At 71.5% G+C, this 18663-nt stretch carries 15 protein-coding genes and 1 pseudogene; 10 read left to right on the forward strand and 6 right to left on the reverse strand.

Annotation, left to right across the window (positions count from 1 at the left end; translation table 11 throughout):
* Positions 1 to 68 precede the first annotated feature (68 nt).
* Positions 69 to 1550 (forward strand): ribosome biogenesis GTPase Der, encoded by a 1482-nt coding sequence (gene der, locus AC07CM_RS13255; protein WP_478876478.1) that lies wholly within the window; start codon positions 69 to 71, stop codon positions 1548 to 1550.
* 53 nt (positions 1551 to 1603) lie between these two features.
* Here the strand turns inward: der and AC07CM_RS13260 are convergent, their stop codons facing one another.
* Both AC07CM_RS13260 and AC07CM_RS13265 read right to left on the reverse strand, forming a co-directional pair.
* Positions 1604 to 1996 carry a hypothetical protein gene (locus tag AC07CM_RS13260; RefSeq protein WP_478876479.1) on the reverse strand — a complete coding sequence of 131 codons (393 nt, stop codon included), beginning with the start codon at positions 1994 to 1996 and terminating at the stop codon, positions 1604 to 1606.
* Positions 1997 to 2130: 134 nt separating this feature from the next.
* Positions 2131 to 2925: a hypothetical protein gene (locus tag AC07CM_RS13265; RefSeq protein WP_478876480.1), complete on the reverse strand. Its 795-nt coding sequence runs from the start codon at positions 2923 to 2925 to the stop codon at positions 2131 to 2133.
* 540 nt (positions 2926 to 3465) lie between these two features.
* Here AC07CM_RS13265 and AC07CM_RS13270 point away from each other — a divergent pair.
* The 3 genes from AC07CM_RS13270 to AC07CM_RS13280 all read left to right on the forward strand — a co-directional run bounded on the left by AC07CM_RS13270 (position 3466) and on the right by AC07CM_RS13280 (position 5913).
* A complete protein-coding gene (locus AC07CM_RS13270; protein ID WP_478876481.1) occupies positions 3466 to 4116 on the forward strand; it encodes a LysM peptidoglycan-binding domain-containing protein in 651 nt (216 codons plus the stop codon).
* A gap of 81 nt (positions 4117 to 4197) precedes the next feature.
* Positions 4198 to 5238 (forward strand): helix-turn-helix transcriptional regulator, encoded by a 1041-nt coding sequence (locus tag AC07CM_RS13275; RefSeq protein WP_478876482.1) that lies wholly within the window; start codon positions 4198 to 4200, stop codon positions 5236 to 5238.
* Between the two features lie 459 nt (positions 5239 to 5697).
* Positions 5698 to 5913, forward strand: coding sequence for an I78 family peptidase inhibitor (locus AC07CM_RS13280; RefSeq protein ID WP_478876483.1), 216 nt, complete (start codon positions 5698 to 5700; stop codon positions 5911 to 5913).
* 104 nt (positions 5914 to 6017) lie between these two features.
* Here AC07CM_RS13280 and AC07CM_RS13285 read toward each other — a convergent pair whose 3' ends face one another.
* Both AC07CM_RS13285 and AC07CM_RS13290 read right to left on the reverse strand, forming a co-directional pair.
* Positions 6018 to 7040 (reverse strand): phosphatase PAP2 family protein, encoded by a 1023-nt coding sequence (locus AC07CM_RS13285; RefSeq protein ID WP_478876484.1) that lies wholly within the window; start codon positions 7038 to 7040, stop codon positions 6018 to 6020.
* Positions 7041 to 7277: 237 nt separating this feature from the next.
* The gene (locus tag AC07CM_RS13290; protein ID WP_478876485.1) at positions 7278 to 8693 is read right to left on the reverse strand and encodes a mannosyltransferase family protein; all 1416 of its coding nucleotides are present in this window, start codon (positions 8691 to 8693) and stop codon (positions 7278 to 7280) included.
* 259 nt (positions 8694 to 8952) lie between these two features.
* Between AC07CM_RS13290 and AC07CM_RS13295 the strand changes: the two genes are divergently transcribed.
* Together AC07CM_RS13295 and AC07CM_RS13300 are read left to right on the forward strand one after the other, a co-directional pair.
* A complete protein-coding gene (locus AC07CM_RS13295) occupies positions 8953 to 10614 on the forward strand; it encodes an MFS transporter (RefSeq protein WP_478876486.1) in 1662 nt (553 codons plus the stop codon).
* A 113-nt stretch (positions 10615 to 10727) separates the two neighbouring features.
* Entirely contained in the window at positions 10728 to 11918 is a 1191-nt protein-coding gene (locus AC07CM_RS13300) for an acyl-CoA dehydrogenase family protein (protein WP_478876487.1), read from the forward strand.
* Positions 11919 to 11954: 36 nt separating this feature from the next.
* Here the strand turns inward: AC07CM_RS13300 and AC07CM_RS13305 are convergent, their stop codons facing one another.
* Positions 11955 to 12392 carry a cell division protein SepF gene (locus AC07CM_RS13305; protein WP_478876488.1) on the reverse strand — a complete coding sequence of 146 codons (438 nt, stop codon included), beginning with the start codon at positions 12390 to 12392 and terminating at the stop codon, positions 11955 to 11957.
* A gap of 312 nt (positions 12393 to 12704) precedes the next feature.
* On the opposite strand from AC07CM_RS13305, the pseudogene AC07CM_RS13310 reads away from it, so the two are divergent.
* Positions 12705 to 13879, forward strand: a pseudogene (locus AC07CM_RS13310) (DUF5685 family protein).
* 1 nt (position 13880) lies between these two features.
* Here AC07CM_RS13310 and AC07CM_RS13315 read toward each other — a convergent pair.
* Positions 13881 to 14828, reverse strand: coding sequence for an ABC transporter substrate-binding protein (locus AC07CM_RS13315; protein ID WP_478876489.1), 948 nt, complete (start codon positions 14826 to 14828; stop codon positions 13881 to 13883).
* 419 nt (positions 14829 to 15247) lie between these two features.
* Here AC07CM_RS13315 and AC07CM_RS13320 point away from each other — a divergent pair, with 419 nt between their 5' ends.
* From AC07CM_RS13320 to AC07CM_RS13330, 3 genes are read left to right on the forward strand one after another with little or no spacing between them, the layout of a single operon-like run.
* Positions 15248 to 16105: an amino acid ABC transporter permease gene (locus AC07CM_RS13320; protein WP_478876490.1), complete on the forward strand. Its 858-nt coding sequence runs from the start codon at positions 15248 to 15250 to the stop codon at positions 16103 to 16105.
* Positions 16102 to 17859: an FAD/NAD(P)-binding protein gene (locus AC07CM_RS13325; protein WP_478876491.1), complete on the forward strand. Its 1758-nt coding sequence runs from the start codon at positions 16102 to 16104 to the stop codon at positions 17857 to 17859. Before AC07CM_RS13320 ends, AC07CM_RS13325 begins: the two co-directional genes overlap by 4 nt.
* Positions 17860 to 17896: 37 nt before the next feature.
* The gene (locus tag AC07CM_RS13330) at positions 17897 to 18658 is read left to right on the forward strand and encodes an amino acid ABC transporter ATP-binding protein (RefSeq protein WP_478876492.1); all 762 of its coding nucleotides are present in this window, start codon (positions 17897 to 17899) and stop codon (positions 18656 to 18658) included.
* The last annotated feature ends 5 nt before the right edge of the window (positions 18659 to 18663 follow it).

The raw sequence follows: 18663 nt of genomic DNA on the forward strand, positions 1-18663 counted from the left end.
TGAGTAGTGGATCAGCCCAAAAGGGTCGTTCCACCGATCACCACGATGAACGACGAGGTACGGACTTCATGAACGACCAGATCCAGCCCGACGGCTCGGCCGAGCACGAGTACGAGCACGGGGCGCTCGGCGACGCCGAGTACGCGGAGTTCATGGAGCTCGCCGCGGAAGAGGGCTTCGATCTCGAGGACGTCGAGGGCGCCATCGAGGCGGCGGGTCACGGCCCGCTGCCCGTGCTCGCCGTCGTCGGCCGGCCGAATGTCGGCAAGTCGACCCTCGTCAACCGGATCATCGGCCGCCGCGAGGCGGTCGTCGAGGACCGGCCGGGCGTCACCCGGGACCGTGTCACGTACGAGGCCGAGTGGGCGGGCCGCCGCTTCAAGGTCGTCGACACCGGCGGCTGGGAGCAGGACGTCCTCGGCATCGACGCCTCCGTGGCCGCCCAGGCCGAGTACGCGATCGAGGCGGCCGACGCGGTCGTCTTCGTCGTGGACGCCAAGGTCGGCGCCACCGACACCGACGAGGCGGTCGTACGGCTGCTGCGCAAGGCCGGCAAGCCGGTCGTGCTGTGCGCCAACAAGGTCGACGGCCCGAGCGGCGAGGCCGACGCGGCCTACCTGTGGAACCTCGGTCTCGGCGAGCCCCACCCGGTCTCCGCGCTGCACGGCCGCGGCACCGGCGACATGCTCGACGCCGTCCTGGAGGCGCTGCCGGAGGCGCCCGAGCAGAGCTTCGGCACGGCCGTCGGCGGCCCTCGCCGTATCGCGCTCATCGGCCGCCCGAACGTCGGCAAGTCCTCGCTGCTGAACAAGGTGGCCGGCGAGGAGCGCGTCGTCGTCAACGAGCTGGCGGGCACCACCCGCGACCCGGTCGACGAGCTGATCGAACTGGGCGGCGTGACCTGGAAGTTCGTCGACACCGCGGGCATCCGCAAGCGCGTCCACCTCCAGCAGGGCGCCGACTACTACGCCTCCCTGCGCACGGCCGCGGCCGTGGAGAAGGCCGAGGTCGCCGTCATCCTGATCGACGCCTCCGAGAACATCTCCGTGCAGGACCAGCGGATCATCACCATGGCCGTCGAGGCCGGTCGTGCGATGGTCATCGCCTACAACAAGTGGGACACCCTCGACGAGGAGCGCCGCTACTACCTCGAGCGGGAGATCGAGACCGAGCTCGGCCAGGTCGTCTGGGCGCCCCGCGTCAACGTCTCGGCCCGCACCGGCCGGCACATGGAGAAGCTGGTCCCGGCGATCGAGACCGCCCTCGCCGGCTGGGAGACCCGCGTCCCCACGGGCCGTCTGAACGCCTTCCTAGGCGAGCTGGTCTCGGCCCACCCGCACCCCGTCCGGGGCGGCAAGCAGCCGCGCATCCTGTTCGGCACCCAGGCCGGCACCAAGCCCCCGCGGTTCGTGCTGTTCGCCTCCGGCTTCATCGAGGCGGGCTACCGGCGCTTCATCGAGCGCCGGCTGCGCGAGGAGTTCGGCTTCGAGGGCACCCCGATCCACATCTCGGTGCGGGTGCGCGAGAAGCGCGGCGCGAAGAAGAAGTAACGGCCGTACGGCGAAGGGCGGTCCCCGCACCGGGGGCTGCCCTTCGCCGTACGTCACGTACCCCGGCGCGGGCCGGGCGGCAGCGCCGCCGGAACGTGGTGCATGCCGGTGTCCTGCTGCCGCCCGAGCGTGCCGACCCGCTGCCACTGCGGCTGCTGCTGGCCGCTGTTGTGCCGGGCGCTGTACGCCCCCGCGCTGTAGGCGCTGTAGGTGGTCGAGCGGTACGAACCGGTGCTGTGCGGGGCGCTCCCGAAGGCACAGAACCCCAGCTCCTCCTCGCCGCTGCGGTCACCCGGCAGCGTACGGAAGGTCTTGACCCACTCCGCGTAGAGCGTGTCGTAGATCGGCGTGGCCGATGGTGCGCCGAGCCCCTCCTGTCCCACCCGCGCGGACGGGACGGAGGAGAAGGAGGACCGGCGGGGAGGAGGAGTGTCGTATGCGTGCACGTATGTCCAAACGACGGCGCCTGTGAAGAGATGCGGTCGTTACGACGCTTTTGGCGTAGTGGGAACCGTGCCGGGAGGAACGAACAGCCCGCGCCCGCCGAGGCGCGGCGGCCTCCCCGCCGGGGAGCCGGCCCTCACGTACCCGCGAGGGGCAGCGCCGCCGCCACCAGCTTCCCGTTCGCCGCGGCCCTGTCCAGGGCCCCGCGCAGCAGGTCCTCCCGGGGCTGCCGGCCGATGGACCCCACCGGGGCGGCGAACATCAGCACCTGCTGGTGCTTGTTGGCGGCGGCCCGCCAGCTGTCCGTGACCTGCAGCGGCTGATGCGCCTGCCACCAGGCCACCGGCTGACCGCCGTTGGCGCCCGGCTGGAGCACCGCGTGCAGCTGGCCGACGGCGAGGAGCACCGACCAGCCGTGCAGCACCGGAGGAACGGACACCAGTTCGGTCACCGGCATGAAGCCCTGCTCGATGAGGAGTGGGAGGAAGTCGTCGCCGAGCCCGGTGGAGCCGGGGCGCACGATGGGCGCGGTCGGCTCGACGACCAGCCCGGGGTGCAACTCGCCCTCGATCAGGACGAGTCCGCTGGTCACGCCGAGCACGGCCTGCTCGGGCACGGACCGCTGCGGCTCGCCGCCCACGGCCATGTCGCTCCCGGTGCCGCCGATGGAGCGGACGGCGCCCTGCAACTGCTCCTCGGTGACCTGGACGACCTGGGAGGGCAGGCAGCCGGCGTGGGCGAAGGCGAGGACGGCGGTCTCGTCGCCGACGAACAGAACGGTGCTGGTGCGCTCCTGCTCGGAGTCGCCCGGGGTACGGCAGGACGTGCAGTCGTAACTGCCCGGGGCGTTCTCTCCGGCGAGCAGCCGGTCGGCTTCTTCGTCGCCGATCTCGGCGCGTACGGCGTCACTGACGTCGAGCATGCGCGGCACGGTGGCTCCCTCGGGATGCGGTGCTGGGTCGGCCGGGTGGCTCCCGGCCCATGAGCCCCGGGGTTCCGGGCTCATGAAGAAGACAACGGGCGTCCTGTGGTGGGGGTCACGCCCCGGGGATAACGGAATCGAACCATCCACCGCACAGGGTCACCTGAGGTACGGCATCGGACACTCACCGTCAACTCTGCGCACAGTCAAGGAACTTGAACGGGTGAAGTGGGTCACAGATCACCTCGGCGGGTGGTCGAAAAATCATGAAATCAGCGGATGAAGCGGGTGGCCGAAAATCGCCGATACCTGGGGTAACGGCGAACTGGCCTGGAATGACAAGGAGTTGGTTGATATCGGCCGCCCCTCCTCCCTACATTCCTCCGCCGTGTGCAACGAGCACCGCTCGGGTACGTCCGCCGGCCGGCAGCAGGCAGAGCACGATCGACACGCCGGCCGTCGCGGACGGGGCGGGCGCGAGGAACCGCGGCAGTACGCGGCAAGACGCGCTCCGTCCGGGGGAGCCCGGGTTCGTGGAGAGGGAATTACATGTCCGAGTGTGCCGATACCACCCGCAACACCGCTCGTCACGACAGCGCCCGCAAGGGCCGTACGACGGCCGCCCTCGCCGGGGCGGCGCTGCTGGCCCCGCTGGGGCTGCTGGCCGCGACCGGCAACGCCGTCGCGGCGGACAACGGAGTGTGGGACCGCATCGCCCAGTGCGAGAGCGGCGGCAACTGGCACATCAACACCGGCAACGGCTACTACGGCGGGCTCCAGTTCTCCGCCGGCACCTGGCGCGCGTACGGCGGCACCGCCTACGCCCCGACGGCCGACCAGGCCCCCAGGAGCGCGCAGATCGCCGTCGCCACCAAGGTCCAGCGCGCCCAGGGCTGGGGCGCCTGGCCGGTCTGCTCGGCCCGGGCCGGGGCCTCGGGAGCAGCCCCCGCGGCCGCCTCGGGCACCGCGGCCAAGAGCGGCGTGACGACGAAGTCCGCACCGGCGAAGGCGCCGGAACGCCCGAAGGGCCACACCAACCGCAACGCCTCCCGCGGCGACTACACCGTCCGCGAGGGCGACACCCTGAGCATCATCGCCGCCCGGCACGGGACCACCTGGCAGCGGATCTACGCCGCCAACCGGACGGTCGTCGGCGACGACCCGAACCTGATCGTGCCCGGCCAGCGCCTCGCGCTCTGAGCGCCGGGCCCTCCGCCCGAGACAGCCGCTGTCCCCAGTCGAGGACAGCGGCTGTCCGCATCGGGTGGCAGACTCGGCCCCATGTTGGAGACCTCGGCACGCCTGCTGCGCCTGCTCTCGCTGCTCCAGGCCCACCGCGAGTGGTCCGGGGCCGAACTCGCCGAGCGGCTCGGCGTCACCCCGCGCACCGTCCGCCGGGACGTGGACCGGCTGCGGGAGCTGGGCTATCCGGTCAACGCGAGCCCCGGCACCGGCGGCGGCTACCAGCTGGGCGCGGGCGCCGAACTGCCCCCGCTGCTGCTCGACGACGACGAGGCGGTCGCCGTGGCCGTGGGCCTGCGCACCGCCGCCGGACAGGGCATCGAGGGCATCGGCGAGACCTCCGTACGCGCCCTCGCCAAGCTGGAACAGGTGCTGCCGGACCGGCTGCGCCGCCGGGTGAGTGCCCTCAACGCCTTCACCGTGCCCATGCTGCGCGGCGGCCCGCCGGTGTCACCCGTCGACCCGGCCCTGCTCACCGAACTCGCCCATCTGTGCCGGGACACCGAGCGGCTGCGCTTCGAGTACCTGAGCCACGAGGGCGCCGTCAGCCGCCGGACCGTCGAACCGCACCGGCTGGTGTGCACCGAGCGGCGCTGGTACCTGGTCGCCTGGGACGTGGACCGGGAGGACTGGCGGACCTTCCGCGTCGACCGCATCACGCCGAAGCCGCCTCACGGCCCCCGCTTCACCCCGCGCGAGGCGCCCGCCGAGGATCTCGCCGCCTACGTGTCGAAGGGCGTCTCCACGCGCGCGTACGCCACGCACTCCGCGGTCCGGCTGCTGGTGCCGCTGCACGAGGCCGCCGAACGGATCTCGCCGTCCGCCGGGACGCTGGAGGCCGACGGGGAGCACGCCTGCGTCCTGCGCAGCGGGGCGCCGAACCTCGAGGTGATGGTCGTTCACATCATGATGACCGGTCTCCCCTTCGAGGTGCTGGAGCCGGCCGAGCTGATCGAGGCCATCAGGACGATTCGTGACCGGCTCGACGACGCTCTGGCTCGGGCTGCGGAACCCGTGCCGCGTACTCCGGATGGTGCAGGTCGAACGCCGGGGCCTCGGAGCGGATCCGCGGCAGGGTGACGAAGTTGTGCCGGGGCGGCGGGCGGGAGGTCGCCCACTCCAGGGAGCGGCCGTAGCCCCAGGGGTCGTCGCTGTCGACCTCCGCGAGCTGACGTCATGATGCTCGCCGGGCGGGTGCCCCGACAGGGGGCGTACGGCGGTCGTGTGCTGAATCCGTGAATTTCCTATGCGGCGTCAGCTCGCCCGGCGGCACGCCGGATTCCGCTCGGAATCGTGTCCCGGACCGGCCGTGATCCCCGCTGCCGTGCTTTCCGCCGGGTAATTCGAGGGGGTGCTCCGACACGCGGGAATTCTGTTCGATTACCCCGGCGAGACGCATGGAAACCCCCGTACGTGTGACGGAGTTCGACGGACACGGGTGTCGGGAACCTGTGACAGAAGTGTGACCGGAGAGGGACTCGGGGCGCGGGCAGCGGGTTCCGTCTTCCGTCACGGCGTGATGCGGCCTAGCGTGGCCGCATGGCACCGATTCCCACTCCGCCGGCGGAGCCCCAGGACAGCCCGGACGGTTACGTCGGCCTCGACGCGGCGAGCGCCGAGCGGCTCGCCCGGCAGCGCGGCTGGTCGACCGTACGGTCGCTGCCGCCGGGCGCGATCATCACCATGGAGTACCGGGTGGGCCGGCTCAACTTCGAGGTGCGGGACGGCCGGGTGGCCCGCGCCTGGAAGGGCTGAGGCCCCTCGCACGCAGCACGAAGGCCCCGCTCCCGGGAGGGAGCGGGGCCTTCGTCGTGGCGGGGTGGGCTGTGCGTACCGGACCCCGCCGCCGTGGTGGGGCGTCAGCCGCCGGTCAATGGACGGGCCGACGGGGAGGTGCCGCGCGGCAGGCGGTCGGCGTGCGGCGGGCGGCGGCTGCCCACCGGGGTGACCGGGCGCTCCGAACGGGCCGTGTGCGGGCCCGGCGCCAGATGGACGGTGGCCCGGGAGCCACGCGCCGACGACACCGGCTCGCGCGCCGGGGCGTGCTGCTCGGCGGCAGCGGTGCGCGGCTTGAGCGCCACGGGCGTGACCGGCAGGGCCGGCGCGGGCACCGTGCGGCCGCGGCGTGCGCGCCAGCGGTCGCGCAGGTCGAAGAGCGCGGTCTCGGCCCTGGTGACCAGGGGCTCGAACCAGGGCAGCGCGAGCATGATCAGCAGGCCGGCGGCCCAGCCCAGCAGCACGTCGCTCAGCCAGTGCGTACCGAGGTAGACGGTGGTGAGGCCGACGCCGAGCGAGGTGACCGCCGACAGGGCGGACAGCCAGCGGCGGGCCCTCGGACTGGAGGCCAGATACGCCAGGATTCCCCACGTCACCACCGCGTTGGCGGTGTGGCCGCTGGGAAATATATCGCCGCCGAGACCCATCTCGTTCGAGCCGATCACGGTCGCGTAGTGCGGACCGAGCCGCCCCATGCCGAGCTTGGCGGCGCCGACCGTGATGTTCAGCAGCAGCAGCGAGGTGGCCAGGGTCAGCAGGGGACGCAGCGTGTGCTGCCGCCAGGAGCGCCAGCCGAGCCAGGCCGCGACCATCACGGCGGTGGGGCCGCGCTGGCCGAGCACCACGTAGTAGTCGAGGAAGGCGTGGATCTGCGGCCACTGCTGGTACGGCCGGAAGAACATGACCTGCCAGTCGAGCCGGACCAGCCAGGAGGTGATCACCACGGCCCACACGATCGCCAGGTAGAAGGCGAGGGTCGCGGTGAACAGCACGACCCGGTGCCGGCTCATCCTCGGCACATCGATGTGGGCCGGTCGTTCCGGCTCACGGTCGAGTCTGGCGAAGACCCGGTCCAGACGCCGGGTCAGGTTTCGTTCGGTACGCACTCAATCGACGTTACAGCGAGTGAGCTCTGTTCCCGGTCGAAACAGGGGCTTTGTGATGACGATGTGATGTGGGAAACCTCTCAGGAGGGGCCTGAATTACCTGGATTCCGCAATCCGCCGAGAGTGCTTCGAGCAATTCCTTTGATCATGCCGGGTGTTGTTTATATCGCCCTTATGAATTCGTTCACCGGGTCATGGGGTGGAATTCTCCCGGGCGTCATCGGCCGCCGGAGTCGATCACGGGGGACCGGAACCGTTCAGCCAGAACGCGCCGTAGACCGCCGTGGCCACCGTCACCACGGCCATCACCAGTACCGACCTGGACGTCCGCAGCCGCGCCAGGGCCCTGGCGAGCGGGAACAGCACCGGGAAGGCCGGCATCAGCAGCCGCGGCTTCGACCCGAAGTAACTCGAGGCGCACAGCGCGAGCGCCAGCACGACACCCGTGTACACCAGCAGCGCGACGGGCTGGCGCTGTCGTACGCCGGTCACGTAGAGCCAGATCAGCAGCGCCACCCCGATGATCAGGCCCGCACCGGCGAGGGCCGACGGGAATGACGTGAACTTGTCGGCGACGAAGCGGGCGAAGGCGTACCCGCCGTCGAAACCGTTGCGCCAGCCCGCCTGTACGTCGAGATAGCCGAACAGGCCCTGGCCCGTGCGGTGGCCGACCCAGAGGACGTAGCCGGCGGCGCCGAGCGGGGCGAGGAGCATGCCGAGGACGCGGCGTGGGACGGGGGCGTCCTGGGTCGCGCCGCTCGTGCGGCGGCTGAGCGAAGAGACGTGTGCCGTGTCCGGTGGGGCAGTTGATGAGGAGGGGGCGCACGTTGCGTCGGTTGCGCCTCCTGACGAAGAGGAGGCGCGTGCTGTGTCGTACGCGCCCTCTGGTGCCGAAGGGGCTTGTGTCGTCCGGTTCGTGCCGTCGGTGTGCGCTTCGCGCCCCGAGCGAGCATCGACCGCCGTGGTGCGAGCGCGTTCGCCGTTGTGCGTGCCGCGCACGCCCCGCGCGTTTCGTTCCCGCAGGAAAGAGGTGACGCCCGCCACCCACACCGCGGCGACCACCGCGAGCCCCACCGGCCGGGTCAGCCCGGCCAGCGCGGCGAGCGCGCCCGCGCTCACCCACCGGCCGGTCAGCACCGCGTACAGCGACCACGCGGCCAGTGCCGTGAACAGGGACTCGCTGTACGCCATCGACTGCACGATGCCGACCGGCAGCACCGCCCACAGCAGCACCGCGCACACCCCGGTACGCCGGCCGTACACGTGCTCCGCGACCGCGAAGATCCCCGCGGCCGCGGCGAGCGAGGCGAGCAGGCTGACGACGAAGCCGGCGTCCGCGTACGACAGCGGAGCGACCGTGTGCAACAGCCGCTCGAGCCAGGGCAGCAGCGGGAAGAACGCCAGGTTGGAGTGGACGTCGCCGTTCGGCAGTCGCACCTCGTAGCCGTATCCCAGCTCGGCGACCCGGGTGTACCAGAGCGAGTCCCAGCGTGCGGTCAGCAGGGTGTACGCGCTCTTGCCGCGCGCGGCGCTCCACACGGCCAGCACGAGCAGGCCCAGGGCGCGGACCGCCACGTACCCCAGGAGGGCCGGGGCCGCCCGGCGCAGAAGTGGGGCGCGGGACGGGGCCACACGCGTCGCGAGATCTGTCACGGGCTCGATTATCGACCGGACGGGGAACCGGGCCGTCCGCCGGGGCGTGGTCAAGAGCGGGCGAAGTGGTGTACGCCACACGGGTTCGGTCCCGCGTGTGAGAGGTCCGCCACGCGACCGCGCGGCGAATGCGCGTACGCTGACGAGTCACCCGCGTGGGTTTGCGCGGGCCGGAGACGCCGCTCCTCTCCGGCCGTACGACGGGGATCCCCACCCCGCCGATCCGCCGCACGCGAGGGATCATCTGGGAGGTACGTACATGTCCGGGACGACCACGGCTGCGGTACGGCCGCGCCGTCGGACGGCCGGGGCCGGTGCCAACCGCTGGGTCGTCCTCCTCGTCCTCTGCGTCAGCCTGCTGCTCGTCGCCCTCGACGCGACCGTGCTGCACGTGGCGGTCCCCGCCGTCACCGAGGACCTCAGGCCCGGCGCCATGGAACTGCTCTGGATCGTCGACGTCTACCCGCTCGTCTGCGCCTCGCTGCTGATCCTGTTCGGCACCCTCGGCGACCGGGTCGGCCGCAGACGCGTCCTGCTGCTCGGTTACGCCCTCTTCGGCGTCGCCTCCGCCCTGGCCGCCTTCGCACCCAGCGCCCAGGCGCTGATCCTCGCGCGGGCGCTGCTCGGTGTCGGCGGTGCCATGATCATGCCCGCGACCCTGTCCATCCTCCGCCAGGTCTTCCCGGACCGGCGCGAGCGCGCGCTGGCCATCGGCATCTGGAGCGCGGTCGCGGCCGTCGGCGCGGCGGTCGGACCCCTGCTCGGCGGCTTCCTGCTGGAGCACTTCTGGTGGGGCTCGGTCTTCCTCGTCAACATCCCGCTGATGCTCGTCAGCCTGCCGGTCGGGCGGATGCTGCTGCCCGAGTCGCGCGGCGACCGCAACGGCCCGTGGGACGTCGTCGGCGCGCTGATGGCGGCGGTCGGCCTCTTCGGTGTCGTGCTGGGGGTGAAGCGGCTCGGCGGCGGCGAGGCGGTGGCGAACCCGGTCACGCTGCTGCCGCTGCTGGTGGGTGCCGCACTGCTCCTCCTCTTCGTGCGGCGGCAGCGGCGGCGCCCGCATCCGCTGGTGGATCTGCGGATGTTCCGGCGGCCGGCGTTCAGCACGTCGGTGGGCTGCATCGTGCTGGCGATGCTCGCGCTGGTGGGCCTGGAGCTGATCGCGGCGCAGTACCTGCAACTGGTGCTGGGTCTCTCGCCGCTGGAGACGGGCCTCAGACTGCTGCCGCTGACCGTGGCGGCGATGGCGGCGGGCCTCGCCGGCGCGCGGATGCTGCGCCGCTTCGGACCGCGCCGGATGGTCTGCTTCGGCTTCTGCCTCACCGCCGCCGCGGTCCTGACCCTGACGGCGATGGGCGGGACCGACGACCCGGGCCTGCTGCTGTTCGGCTTCGTGCTCCTCGGGTTCGGCCTGGAGACCACGCTCTTCGGGGCGTACGAGTCGATGCTGAGCGAGGCCCCGGCCGAGCAGGCCGGCGGCGCCGCCGCGATCGGCGAGACGTCGTACCAGCTGGGCGCCGGGATCGGGATCGCGCTGCTGGGCAGCGTGATGAACGCGGCCTACGCACCCGGTCTCGCGTCGGTGCCGGGAGTCTCCCCGTACGCCTCGGACGCGGCGGGCCACTCGCTGGGCGAGGCCTACGAGGTGGCCGGGCGCCTCGGCGGGTCCGCCGGGGCCGCGCTGCGCCTGGCCGCCCGGGACTCCTTCGTGCACGGGCTGCACGTCACCCTGCTGGTGAGCGCCGGCCTGTTGCTGCTCGGCGCGGCGATGGCACTGCGGCTGCCCCGGGTCATGCAGTGCGGCGAGCCCCATGAAGGGGCCGCAGGGGTCGAAGGGGCCGAAAGGGCCGAAGGGAACGAGGGCGCCGCCGAGGTGGGGCTGCCGTCGCCGCGGGAGGCCGAGAAGCCGAGGGTGTCTGCCTGACCCCCGCTCTGGACGTGCGGGACACTGCACCGTAACGTCGGCTGCGGAGTCGTAACTAGCGCTGCTAGTTTTCACCGTGCCGCAGCCTGCCTCAGTGTCCCGGAGGGTGTTCCATGTCCGCGTCCGCGAAGTTGCCCCCGTTCGATGCCGCCGATCCGCTCGGGATCGACGACCTCCTGGACCCGGAGGACCTGGCCGTTCGGGACACCGTCCGCCGCTGGGCGGCCGACCGCGTGCTGCCCCATGTCGCCGACTGGTACGAGAAGGGCGAGCTGCCCGGCATCAGGGAGCTCGCGCGCGAACTCGGCGGGATCGGCGCCCTCGGCATGTCGCTCACCGGGTACGGCTGCGCCGGCGCCACGGCCGTGCAGTACGGCCTGGCCTGTCTGGAACTGGAGGCCGCCGACTCGGGTATCCGGTCCCTGGTCTCCGTGCAGGGCTCGCTCGCCATGTACGCGATCCACCGCTTCGGCAGCGAGGAGCAGAAGCAGGAGTGGCTGCCGCGCATGGCCGCCGGCGAGGTGATCGGCTGCTTCGGGCTCACCGAGCCCGACCACGGCTCCGACCCCGCCTCCATGCGCACCCACGCCAAGCGCGACGGCGACGACTGGGTCCTCAACGGCCGCAAGATGTGGATCACCAACGGGTCCGTGGCCGGGGTCGCGGTCGTCTGGGCGCAGACCGAGGACGGGATCCGCGGGTTCGTCGTACCGACCGACCGGCCCGGCTTCTCGGCGCCCGAGATCAAGCACAAGTGGTCCCTGCGCGCCTCGGTGACCAGCGAACTCGTCCTGGACGAGGTAAGGCTGCCCGCCACCGCCGTGCTTCCGGAGGTCACCGGCCTGCGCGGACCGCTCGGCTGCCTCTCGCACGCCCGCTACGGCATCGTCTGGGGCGCGATGGGTGCCGCGCGCAGCAGCTTCGAGGCGGCCCTCGACTACGCGAAGTCACGGGAGCAGTTCGGGCGGCCCATCGGCGGCTTCCAGCTCACCCAGGCCAAACTCGCCGACATGGCGGTGGAACTGCACAAGGGGATTCTGCTCGCCCACCATCTGGGGCGGCGGATGGACGCCGGCCGCCTGCGTCCCGAGCAGGTCAGCTTCGGCAAGCTCAACAACGTCCGCGAGGCCATCGAGATCTGCCGTACGGCGCGGACGATCCTCGGTGCCAACGGGATCTCCCTCGAATACCCCGTGATGCGGCACGCGACCAACCTCGAGTCGGTGCTCACCTACGAGGGCACCGTCGAGATGCACCAGCTCGTGCTGGGCAAGGCGCTCACCGGGCTCGACGCCTTCCGGTGAGCCCGGGGGGAGGCAGGGCCGGCGAGCGGCCCTGCCTCAGCTCTGGTTGAAGAAGCCGTCCTCGCGGCGCGCCGCGGGTTCGCCGCTGACGATCTCCGTGTTCGCCGGCGTCAGCAGGAACACGCGGTTCGCGACCCGCTCGATGGTGCCCCGCAGACCGAAGGTCAGCCCGGCCGCGAAGTCGACGACGCGCTTGGCGTCGGCCGGCTCCATCGCCGTGAGGTTGACGATGACCGGGACACCGTCCCGGAACAGCTCGCCGATGGAGCGGGCGTCCCGGAAGCTGTCCGGGGTGACCGTGCCGATCCGGCGGCCCTTCTCCTCGGCCGTGTCCGTGGCCACCTTCACCCGGGGGTCCGTGACCCAGGCGTCCGCGGACGCGGTGCCCTCGGAGTAGTCGTCGTCGTAGTAGCGCTCGTCATCGTTGTCGTCGACGAGGCCGAGCCACGCACTCGCCTTGCGTACCGATCCCATGGACGCCTCCTCTCACAGCAGTCCTTCTTGCTTTCCGCATCCCTATGGTCATCCATGATGCGGACGGCGCGCCAAGTGGATAGACGCCGCGCGGGGGGTTTGTGACGGTACTGGTGCACAGCGGATCCGTCGAGAGTCCTTGTGCCCCAAGGGTCGTGACTCATACGGCTGCTGACTGTGAGTGAAATATGATTGTCGTTGGCGGATGGGTGAGGCACGGTGCGTACGGGTGAACGTGAACCCTGATACGACCCGACAGTCGGTCGATACGATGCCCCGGCTCAACATCACAGCGGACCACGGGGGATCGGCGTGTTCGGAATCGTCAGGCCGTGCGGCCACCGGCTCGGGGAGGGCCTGAAGGCCCAGTGGATGGCGCACTTGTGCGGACTCTGTCTCGCACTGCGCCGTGATCACGGACAGTTCGCCCGTGTCGTGACGAACTATGACGGGCTTCTCGTATCGGTTCTGACGGAGGCTCAGGCGGGCGCGCTGAGCGGGTCCCGGCGGACGGCCGGTCCGTGCGCTCTGCGCGGGATGCGGACGGCGTCCGTCGCGCAGGGCGAGGGCGCGCGGCTCGCCGCCGCCGTCTCGCTGGTGCTCGCCTCCGCCAAGGTCCGCGACCATGTCGCCGACCGGGACGGGCTGCTGGCCCGCAGGCCGGTCGCGGCCGCGGCGCGCCGGGTCGCGGCGAGCTGGGGCAGAGCCGGGGAGCGCGGCGGTCTCGCGGTCGGATTCGACACCGCATCCTGGTCGACGCCGTCGACCGGCAGACCGGCATCGAGGCCCTGGCCGCCTACGGCACCCCGCTGCTGACGGTCACCGAGCCGACGGAGACCGCCACCGCGGCCGCCTTCGCGCACACCGCGGTGCTCGCCGGGCGGCCGGGCAACACCGAGCCGCTCGCCGAGGCCGGACGTCTCTTCGGGCGGCTCGCGCATCTGCTGGACGCCGTGGAGGACCGGGAGGCCGACGCCCTCTCGGGCGCCTGGAACCCCCTCACCGCCACCGGCACCTCCCTCGGCGAGGCCCGCAGGCTCGCCGACGACGCCCTGCACGGCATCCGGCTGGCGCTGCGGGAAGCCGAGTTCAGCGACGGCAAGCTCGTTCACCTGCTCCTCGTCCACGAGCTGCGGCGGTCGGTGGACCGCGCGTTCGGCACCGGTGCGTGCGGGCACGCACCCGAAGCCTCCTTCGGACCGCCTCCAGGGCACCGCGCACCCCCGGCGCCGGGAAACCCCTACGGCAGCCCCTTCGGCGGTGAGCCGCCACGCCCGGACAAGCGGGGCTTCTGGGCCGGGTGTGCGGCGGCCCTCGGGCTGTGCTGCACCTGCAAGGTGTGCTGCGCCGACGAGTACGAGGGGCCGTGGTCGCGCAAGAAGCGCGAGGGGTGGTGCAACAACTGCGACTGCGACTGCTCGTGCTGCGAGGCGTGCCAGTGCTGCGAGTGCTGTGAGTGCTGCTCGTGCTGTGACTGCGGGCTGTGACTCAGTTCTTCGCTTCCGGCGGTGAGATCCGCGACTCGGCGATCGAGGACCCGGTCGTCCCCCACTTCTTCAGGACCTTGTCGTAGGTGCCGTCGGCGATCAGCTTGTTCACCGCCGCCTGGAAGGCCGGGGCCAGCCTGGTGCCCTTCTTGAAGGCGAAGCCGACGTCCAGGCGGTGGAACTCGTTGAGGAACTTCACCCCCTCCTGATGGGCGACGGCGTAGCGCAGGCCGTTGATCGTGGACATCACCACGTCGCTGCGGCCCTGCTGCACCGAGGACCAGATCGCGCCCTGCTCGGAGTACGTCTGCACCTGGTAAGCCTTCTTCCCCGCGTCCGTGCACACGTGCTTGTTCTCCTCCAGCGTGGCCTCGAAGGTCGTGCCGGCGCCGGTCGCGACGTTGAGGCCACACAGCTGCTCGAGATCGGTGATTCTGCCCAGCTTGCTGTCCTTGCGGGTGGCGAAGCCCTGGCCGTCGTTGATGTAGGTGACGAAGTCGATCGTCTTGCGGCGCTCGTCGGTGACGCCGAAGTTGCTCGCGCCGAAGTCGTACTTGCCGCTGTCCAGGGCGGGCAGGATCGCCTCGAAGCTCGCCTGCTCCACCTTGAGTTCGAGGCCGAGCACCTTGGCGACCGCCTTGGTGAAGTCGACGTCCTGGCCGGTCAGTGTCCTGCCGTCGCTCAGATACGTGGTGCCGGGCGGAGTGCCGCCGACGCTGACCGCGACGGTGAGACCGGTGACGCCCGCCGGCAGCAGCTTCGCGGCCGCCGCGTCCTTCGTCTCGGCGGAGACGACGTCCGTGGTGGGCACCTTGTCGGACTTGGCCGCCACCCCGGCGGCGTCCGTCCCGCCCGAGCCACCGGACCCGGAGCCGCAGGCGGTGAGCAGGAGAGTGGCCGAAGTGATGCCGACAAACGGCAAGAAATGGCGATATGCGGGCGTACGCATGGGGCAGCGGTCTCCTGGTGGCGGAAGGCGTGAAGAGCGCGAGGGGAGGGGTGCGCGTGTGAAGGCGAAGAAGAAAGAAGAACGCGAGGGAGGGAGAACGCGTGAGCCCGCTCAGGAACGGGCGCGCAGGGGGTCAGCTCAACAGGAAGAGGACCACACGCGACCGAAGTCGATGTGGGAGCGGGTGACCAGCCACTGCTGTGGATGCATGGGCCAAGTGGAACAGGCATCCGGTTCTGCGTCAACCGAGTTGAGACGTAAGGCTCACAGTGTGGACAGCCTTGACAGCGCACCGAAACGCCCACGTACTCTCGACGGACGGCCCTGCTGAGGGGCTCGGCCGTGACCGCGCCACGCGGCGCGCCCGTGTGAAGGCACCCACCGTGTCCGACGTTCGACCAACGTCACGGAGCCCTCGCATGTCATCCGACACCCTCGCCAAAGTCCCCGCCGCCCCCGAGGCGTCCGAGCGCGCGGACGCGCTGACGATCGTCCCGCAGCGCCGTCCCGGCCAGTGGGCGGCCGCCGTCGCCGTCCTGGTGCTGCTGGGACTCGCCGTCAACTCGGTCCTGCGCAACGAGGCGTTCCAGTGGGACGTCGTCGCCGACTACTTCACCTCGGACTCCGTACTGCGCGGACTGTGGCTCACCCTGTGGCTGACCGCGGTCGTGATGGTCCTCGGCTTCGCCCTCGGCACCCTGCTCGCCGCCTTCCGGCTATCCGCCAACCCCGTGCTGCGGTGGGTGAGTTGGGGCTACGTCTGGCTGTTCCGGTCGATCCCGATCCTGGTGCAGCTGCTGCTGTGGTTCAACATCGGGGCGCTGTACCCGCAGCTGTTCGGGGTGAAGACCGTCAACCTGCTGGGCCCGGTCGCCGTCGCGATCGTGGGCCTCACCCTGCACGAGGCCGCCTACGCCGCCGAGGTCGTCCGCGGCGGCATCCTCTCCGTGGACCGCGGGCAGATCGAGGCCGCCCAGGCGCTCGGTCTGAGCCGGTGGAGGCGCTGGCGGCGGATCGTGCTGCCGCAGGCCATGCGGTCCATCGTGCCGCCCGCCGGGAACATGCTGATCGGCACCCTCAAGGGCACCTCCATCGTCAGCGTCATCGCCGTCAACGACCTGCTGTTCTCGGCACAGTTGATCTACCACCGCACGTACCAGGTGATACCGCTGCTGATGGTCGCCACCCTCTGGTACACCATCGTCACCTCGGTCCTCGGCGTCGGCCAGTACTACGTGGAGAAGCGCTATGCGCGTGGTACGGAGTCCGCCCGATGAGGCCGCAGCTGGTGATCGTGGGAGCCGGGCCGCGGGGGACCGGACTGCTCGAACGCATCGCCGCCAACGCGCCCGAGCTGTACGCCGGTTCGGGACTCGACATCCATCTGGTCGACCCCCATCCGCCGGGCGGCGGACGCATCTGGCGCGAGGCGCAGTCGCCCCTGCTCTGGATGAACTCGCACGCCGAGGACGTCACCATGTTCACCGACGAGACGGTGCGGATGGACGGCCCGGTGCGCGAGGGCCCCACCCTGCACGAATGGGCCGGCCTGGACGGCCGCACCTTCGCCGACCGGCAGATCCAGGGCCGCTATCTGCGCTGGGTGTACGAGCGGGCCCTCGCCGAGCTGCCTCCGGGCGTCACCGTGCATCACCATGCCCGGCGTGCCCTTCGGGTGAGCGGCCCGCGCGAGGGACGCCAGCAGGTGTGGCTGGAGGGCCGCCCGCGCCCCCTGCTCGCCGACCTGGTCGTCCTCGCCCTGGGCCACCTCGACTCCGAACTCGATCCGGAGCAGGTCGAACTGGCCGCCTACGCCCGGGAACACGGCCTCGTCCATCTGCCGCCCGACTTCACCGCGGACAGCGACCTGTCCCCGCTGAAGCCCGGCGAACCCGTCCTGGTGCGCGGCTTCGGGCTGGCCTTCGTCGACCTGATGGTGCTGCTCACCGAGGGGCGCGGCGGGCGCTACGAGGGCGACACCTATGTGCCCTCGGGTCGCGAGCCGGTGCTGTACGTCGGCTCGCGGCGCGGGGTGCCGTACCGCTCGAAGATCGGCTACGACTGGACCGGCGACCGGCCGCCGCTGCCCCGCTTCTTCGGCCCCGCCGAGGTCGAGGGACTGCTGGCGCGGCCGGAGGGCTTCGACTTCCGGCGCGATGTGTGGCCGCTGGTGGAGAGGGAGCTGGGCTTCGCCCACTACCACCGCCTGTTCACCGCACATGCCGAGCGTACGGCGATGGCCTGGGCCGACTTCGAGGAGAAGTACGCCGCCGCCGCCGACCTCGCCGAGACCCGGGCGCTCGTAGCCGCCGCCGTGCCGGACCTGGCCGACCGACTCGACCTCGCCGCGCTCGACCACCCCCTCGACGGGGTCCGTCACACCTCGCACGAGGAGTTCCAGGAGGGACTGCGCGGCCATGTCGAGGGCGACCTGCGCCGCCGGCACGATCCGCGGCACAGCGCCGACCTGGGTGTCTTTCTCGGGATGCTGTCCGTCTACGGGCAGTTGGTGCGCCTCGGGAACATCGGTCCGTGGTGGCACGGCTTCTTCAGCTACCTGGCGTCCGGGCCGCCCGGCCCCCGGCTGCGGCAGATGCTCGCCCTGTCCCGGACCGGCCTCCTGCGGTTCGTCGGCGCCGACATGACCGTCACCGCCGGGGACGGGGTGTTCCGGGCGGCCGGCCCGACCGTTCCCGGGTTCTCCGTCGAGGCGCGGGCGCTGGTCGAGGCCCGGCTGCCCGAGCCGACCGTGGGCCGGGCCCGCGACACCCTGCTGCGGGAACTGCACGCCGACGGGGCCGCCGAGACCCCCGACGGGCTGCTGCGTGTCGACTCCGGCGACGGCCGGATCCTGGACGGCGCCGGCCGACCGCATCCGCGGCGCTTCGCGCTCGGCCCGTTCACCGACGGCCGTACCCCGGGCGCCTTCACCCGGCCGCGCACCGGCGGGCCCGCCTTCCGGCAGAACGACGCCACCGCCCGGGCCGCGCTGTCCTTCCTGCGGAACCTGGCCGGCAGAGCCGCCGCGTGACCGCCCCGCCCACGCCCACTGACAAGGAACCCACACCATGACCGTCATGGTCGACATCAGGTCGGTGCACAAGAGCTTCGGCTCGCTCGACGTCCTCAAGGGCATCGACCTCCAGGTGCGCGCCGGTGAGGTCACCGTCGTGCTCGGCCCCTCCGGCTCCGGCAAGTCCACGCTGCTGCGCACCATCAACCATCTGGAGAAGGTGGACCAGGGCGCGATCACCGTGGACGGCTCGCTGATCGGCTACCGGCGCGCCGGTGACAAGCTGCACGAACTGCCCGAGCGCGAGGTCCTCCGACAGCGCACGCGGATCGGCTTCGTCTTCCAGAACTTCAACCTCTTCCCGCACCTCACCGTCCTCGACAACGTCATCGAGGCACCGGTGTCCGCGCTGAAGCGGCCCCGCAAGGAGGCGGTGGACGGCGCACACCGGCTGCTGGAGCGGGTGGGGCTGGGCGACAGGGCCGACGCCTACCCCCGGCAGCTGTCCGGCGGCCAGCAGCAGCGGGTCGCCATCGCGCGGGCGCTCGCGCTGGAGCCGAAACTGCTGCTCTTCGACGAGCCGACCTCGGCGCTGGACCCCGAGCTGGTCGGGGAGGTGCTGGACGTCATCCGGGACCTGGCGGGCCAGGGCACGACGATGATCGTCGTCACGCACGAGATCTCCTTCGCCCGCGAGGTCGCCGACACGGTGGTGTTCATGGCCGACGGGAGGATCGTCGAGCAGGGCCCGCCGGGCGAGGTGCTGGACGCTCCGCGCGAGGAGCGGACCCGGGCGTTTCTGTCGAAGGTCCTGTGAGGCAG

Source organism: Streptomyces sp. NPDC044061, assembly GCF_056434305.1.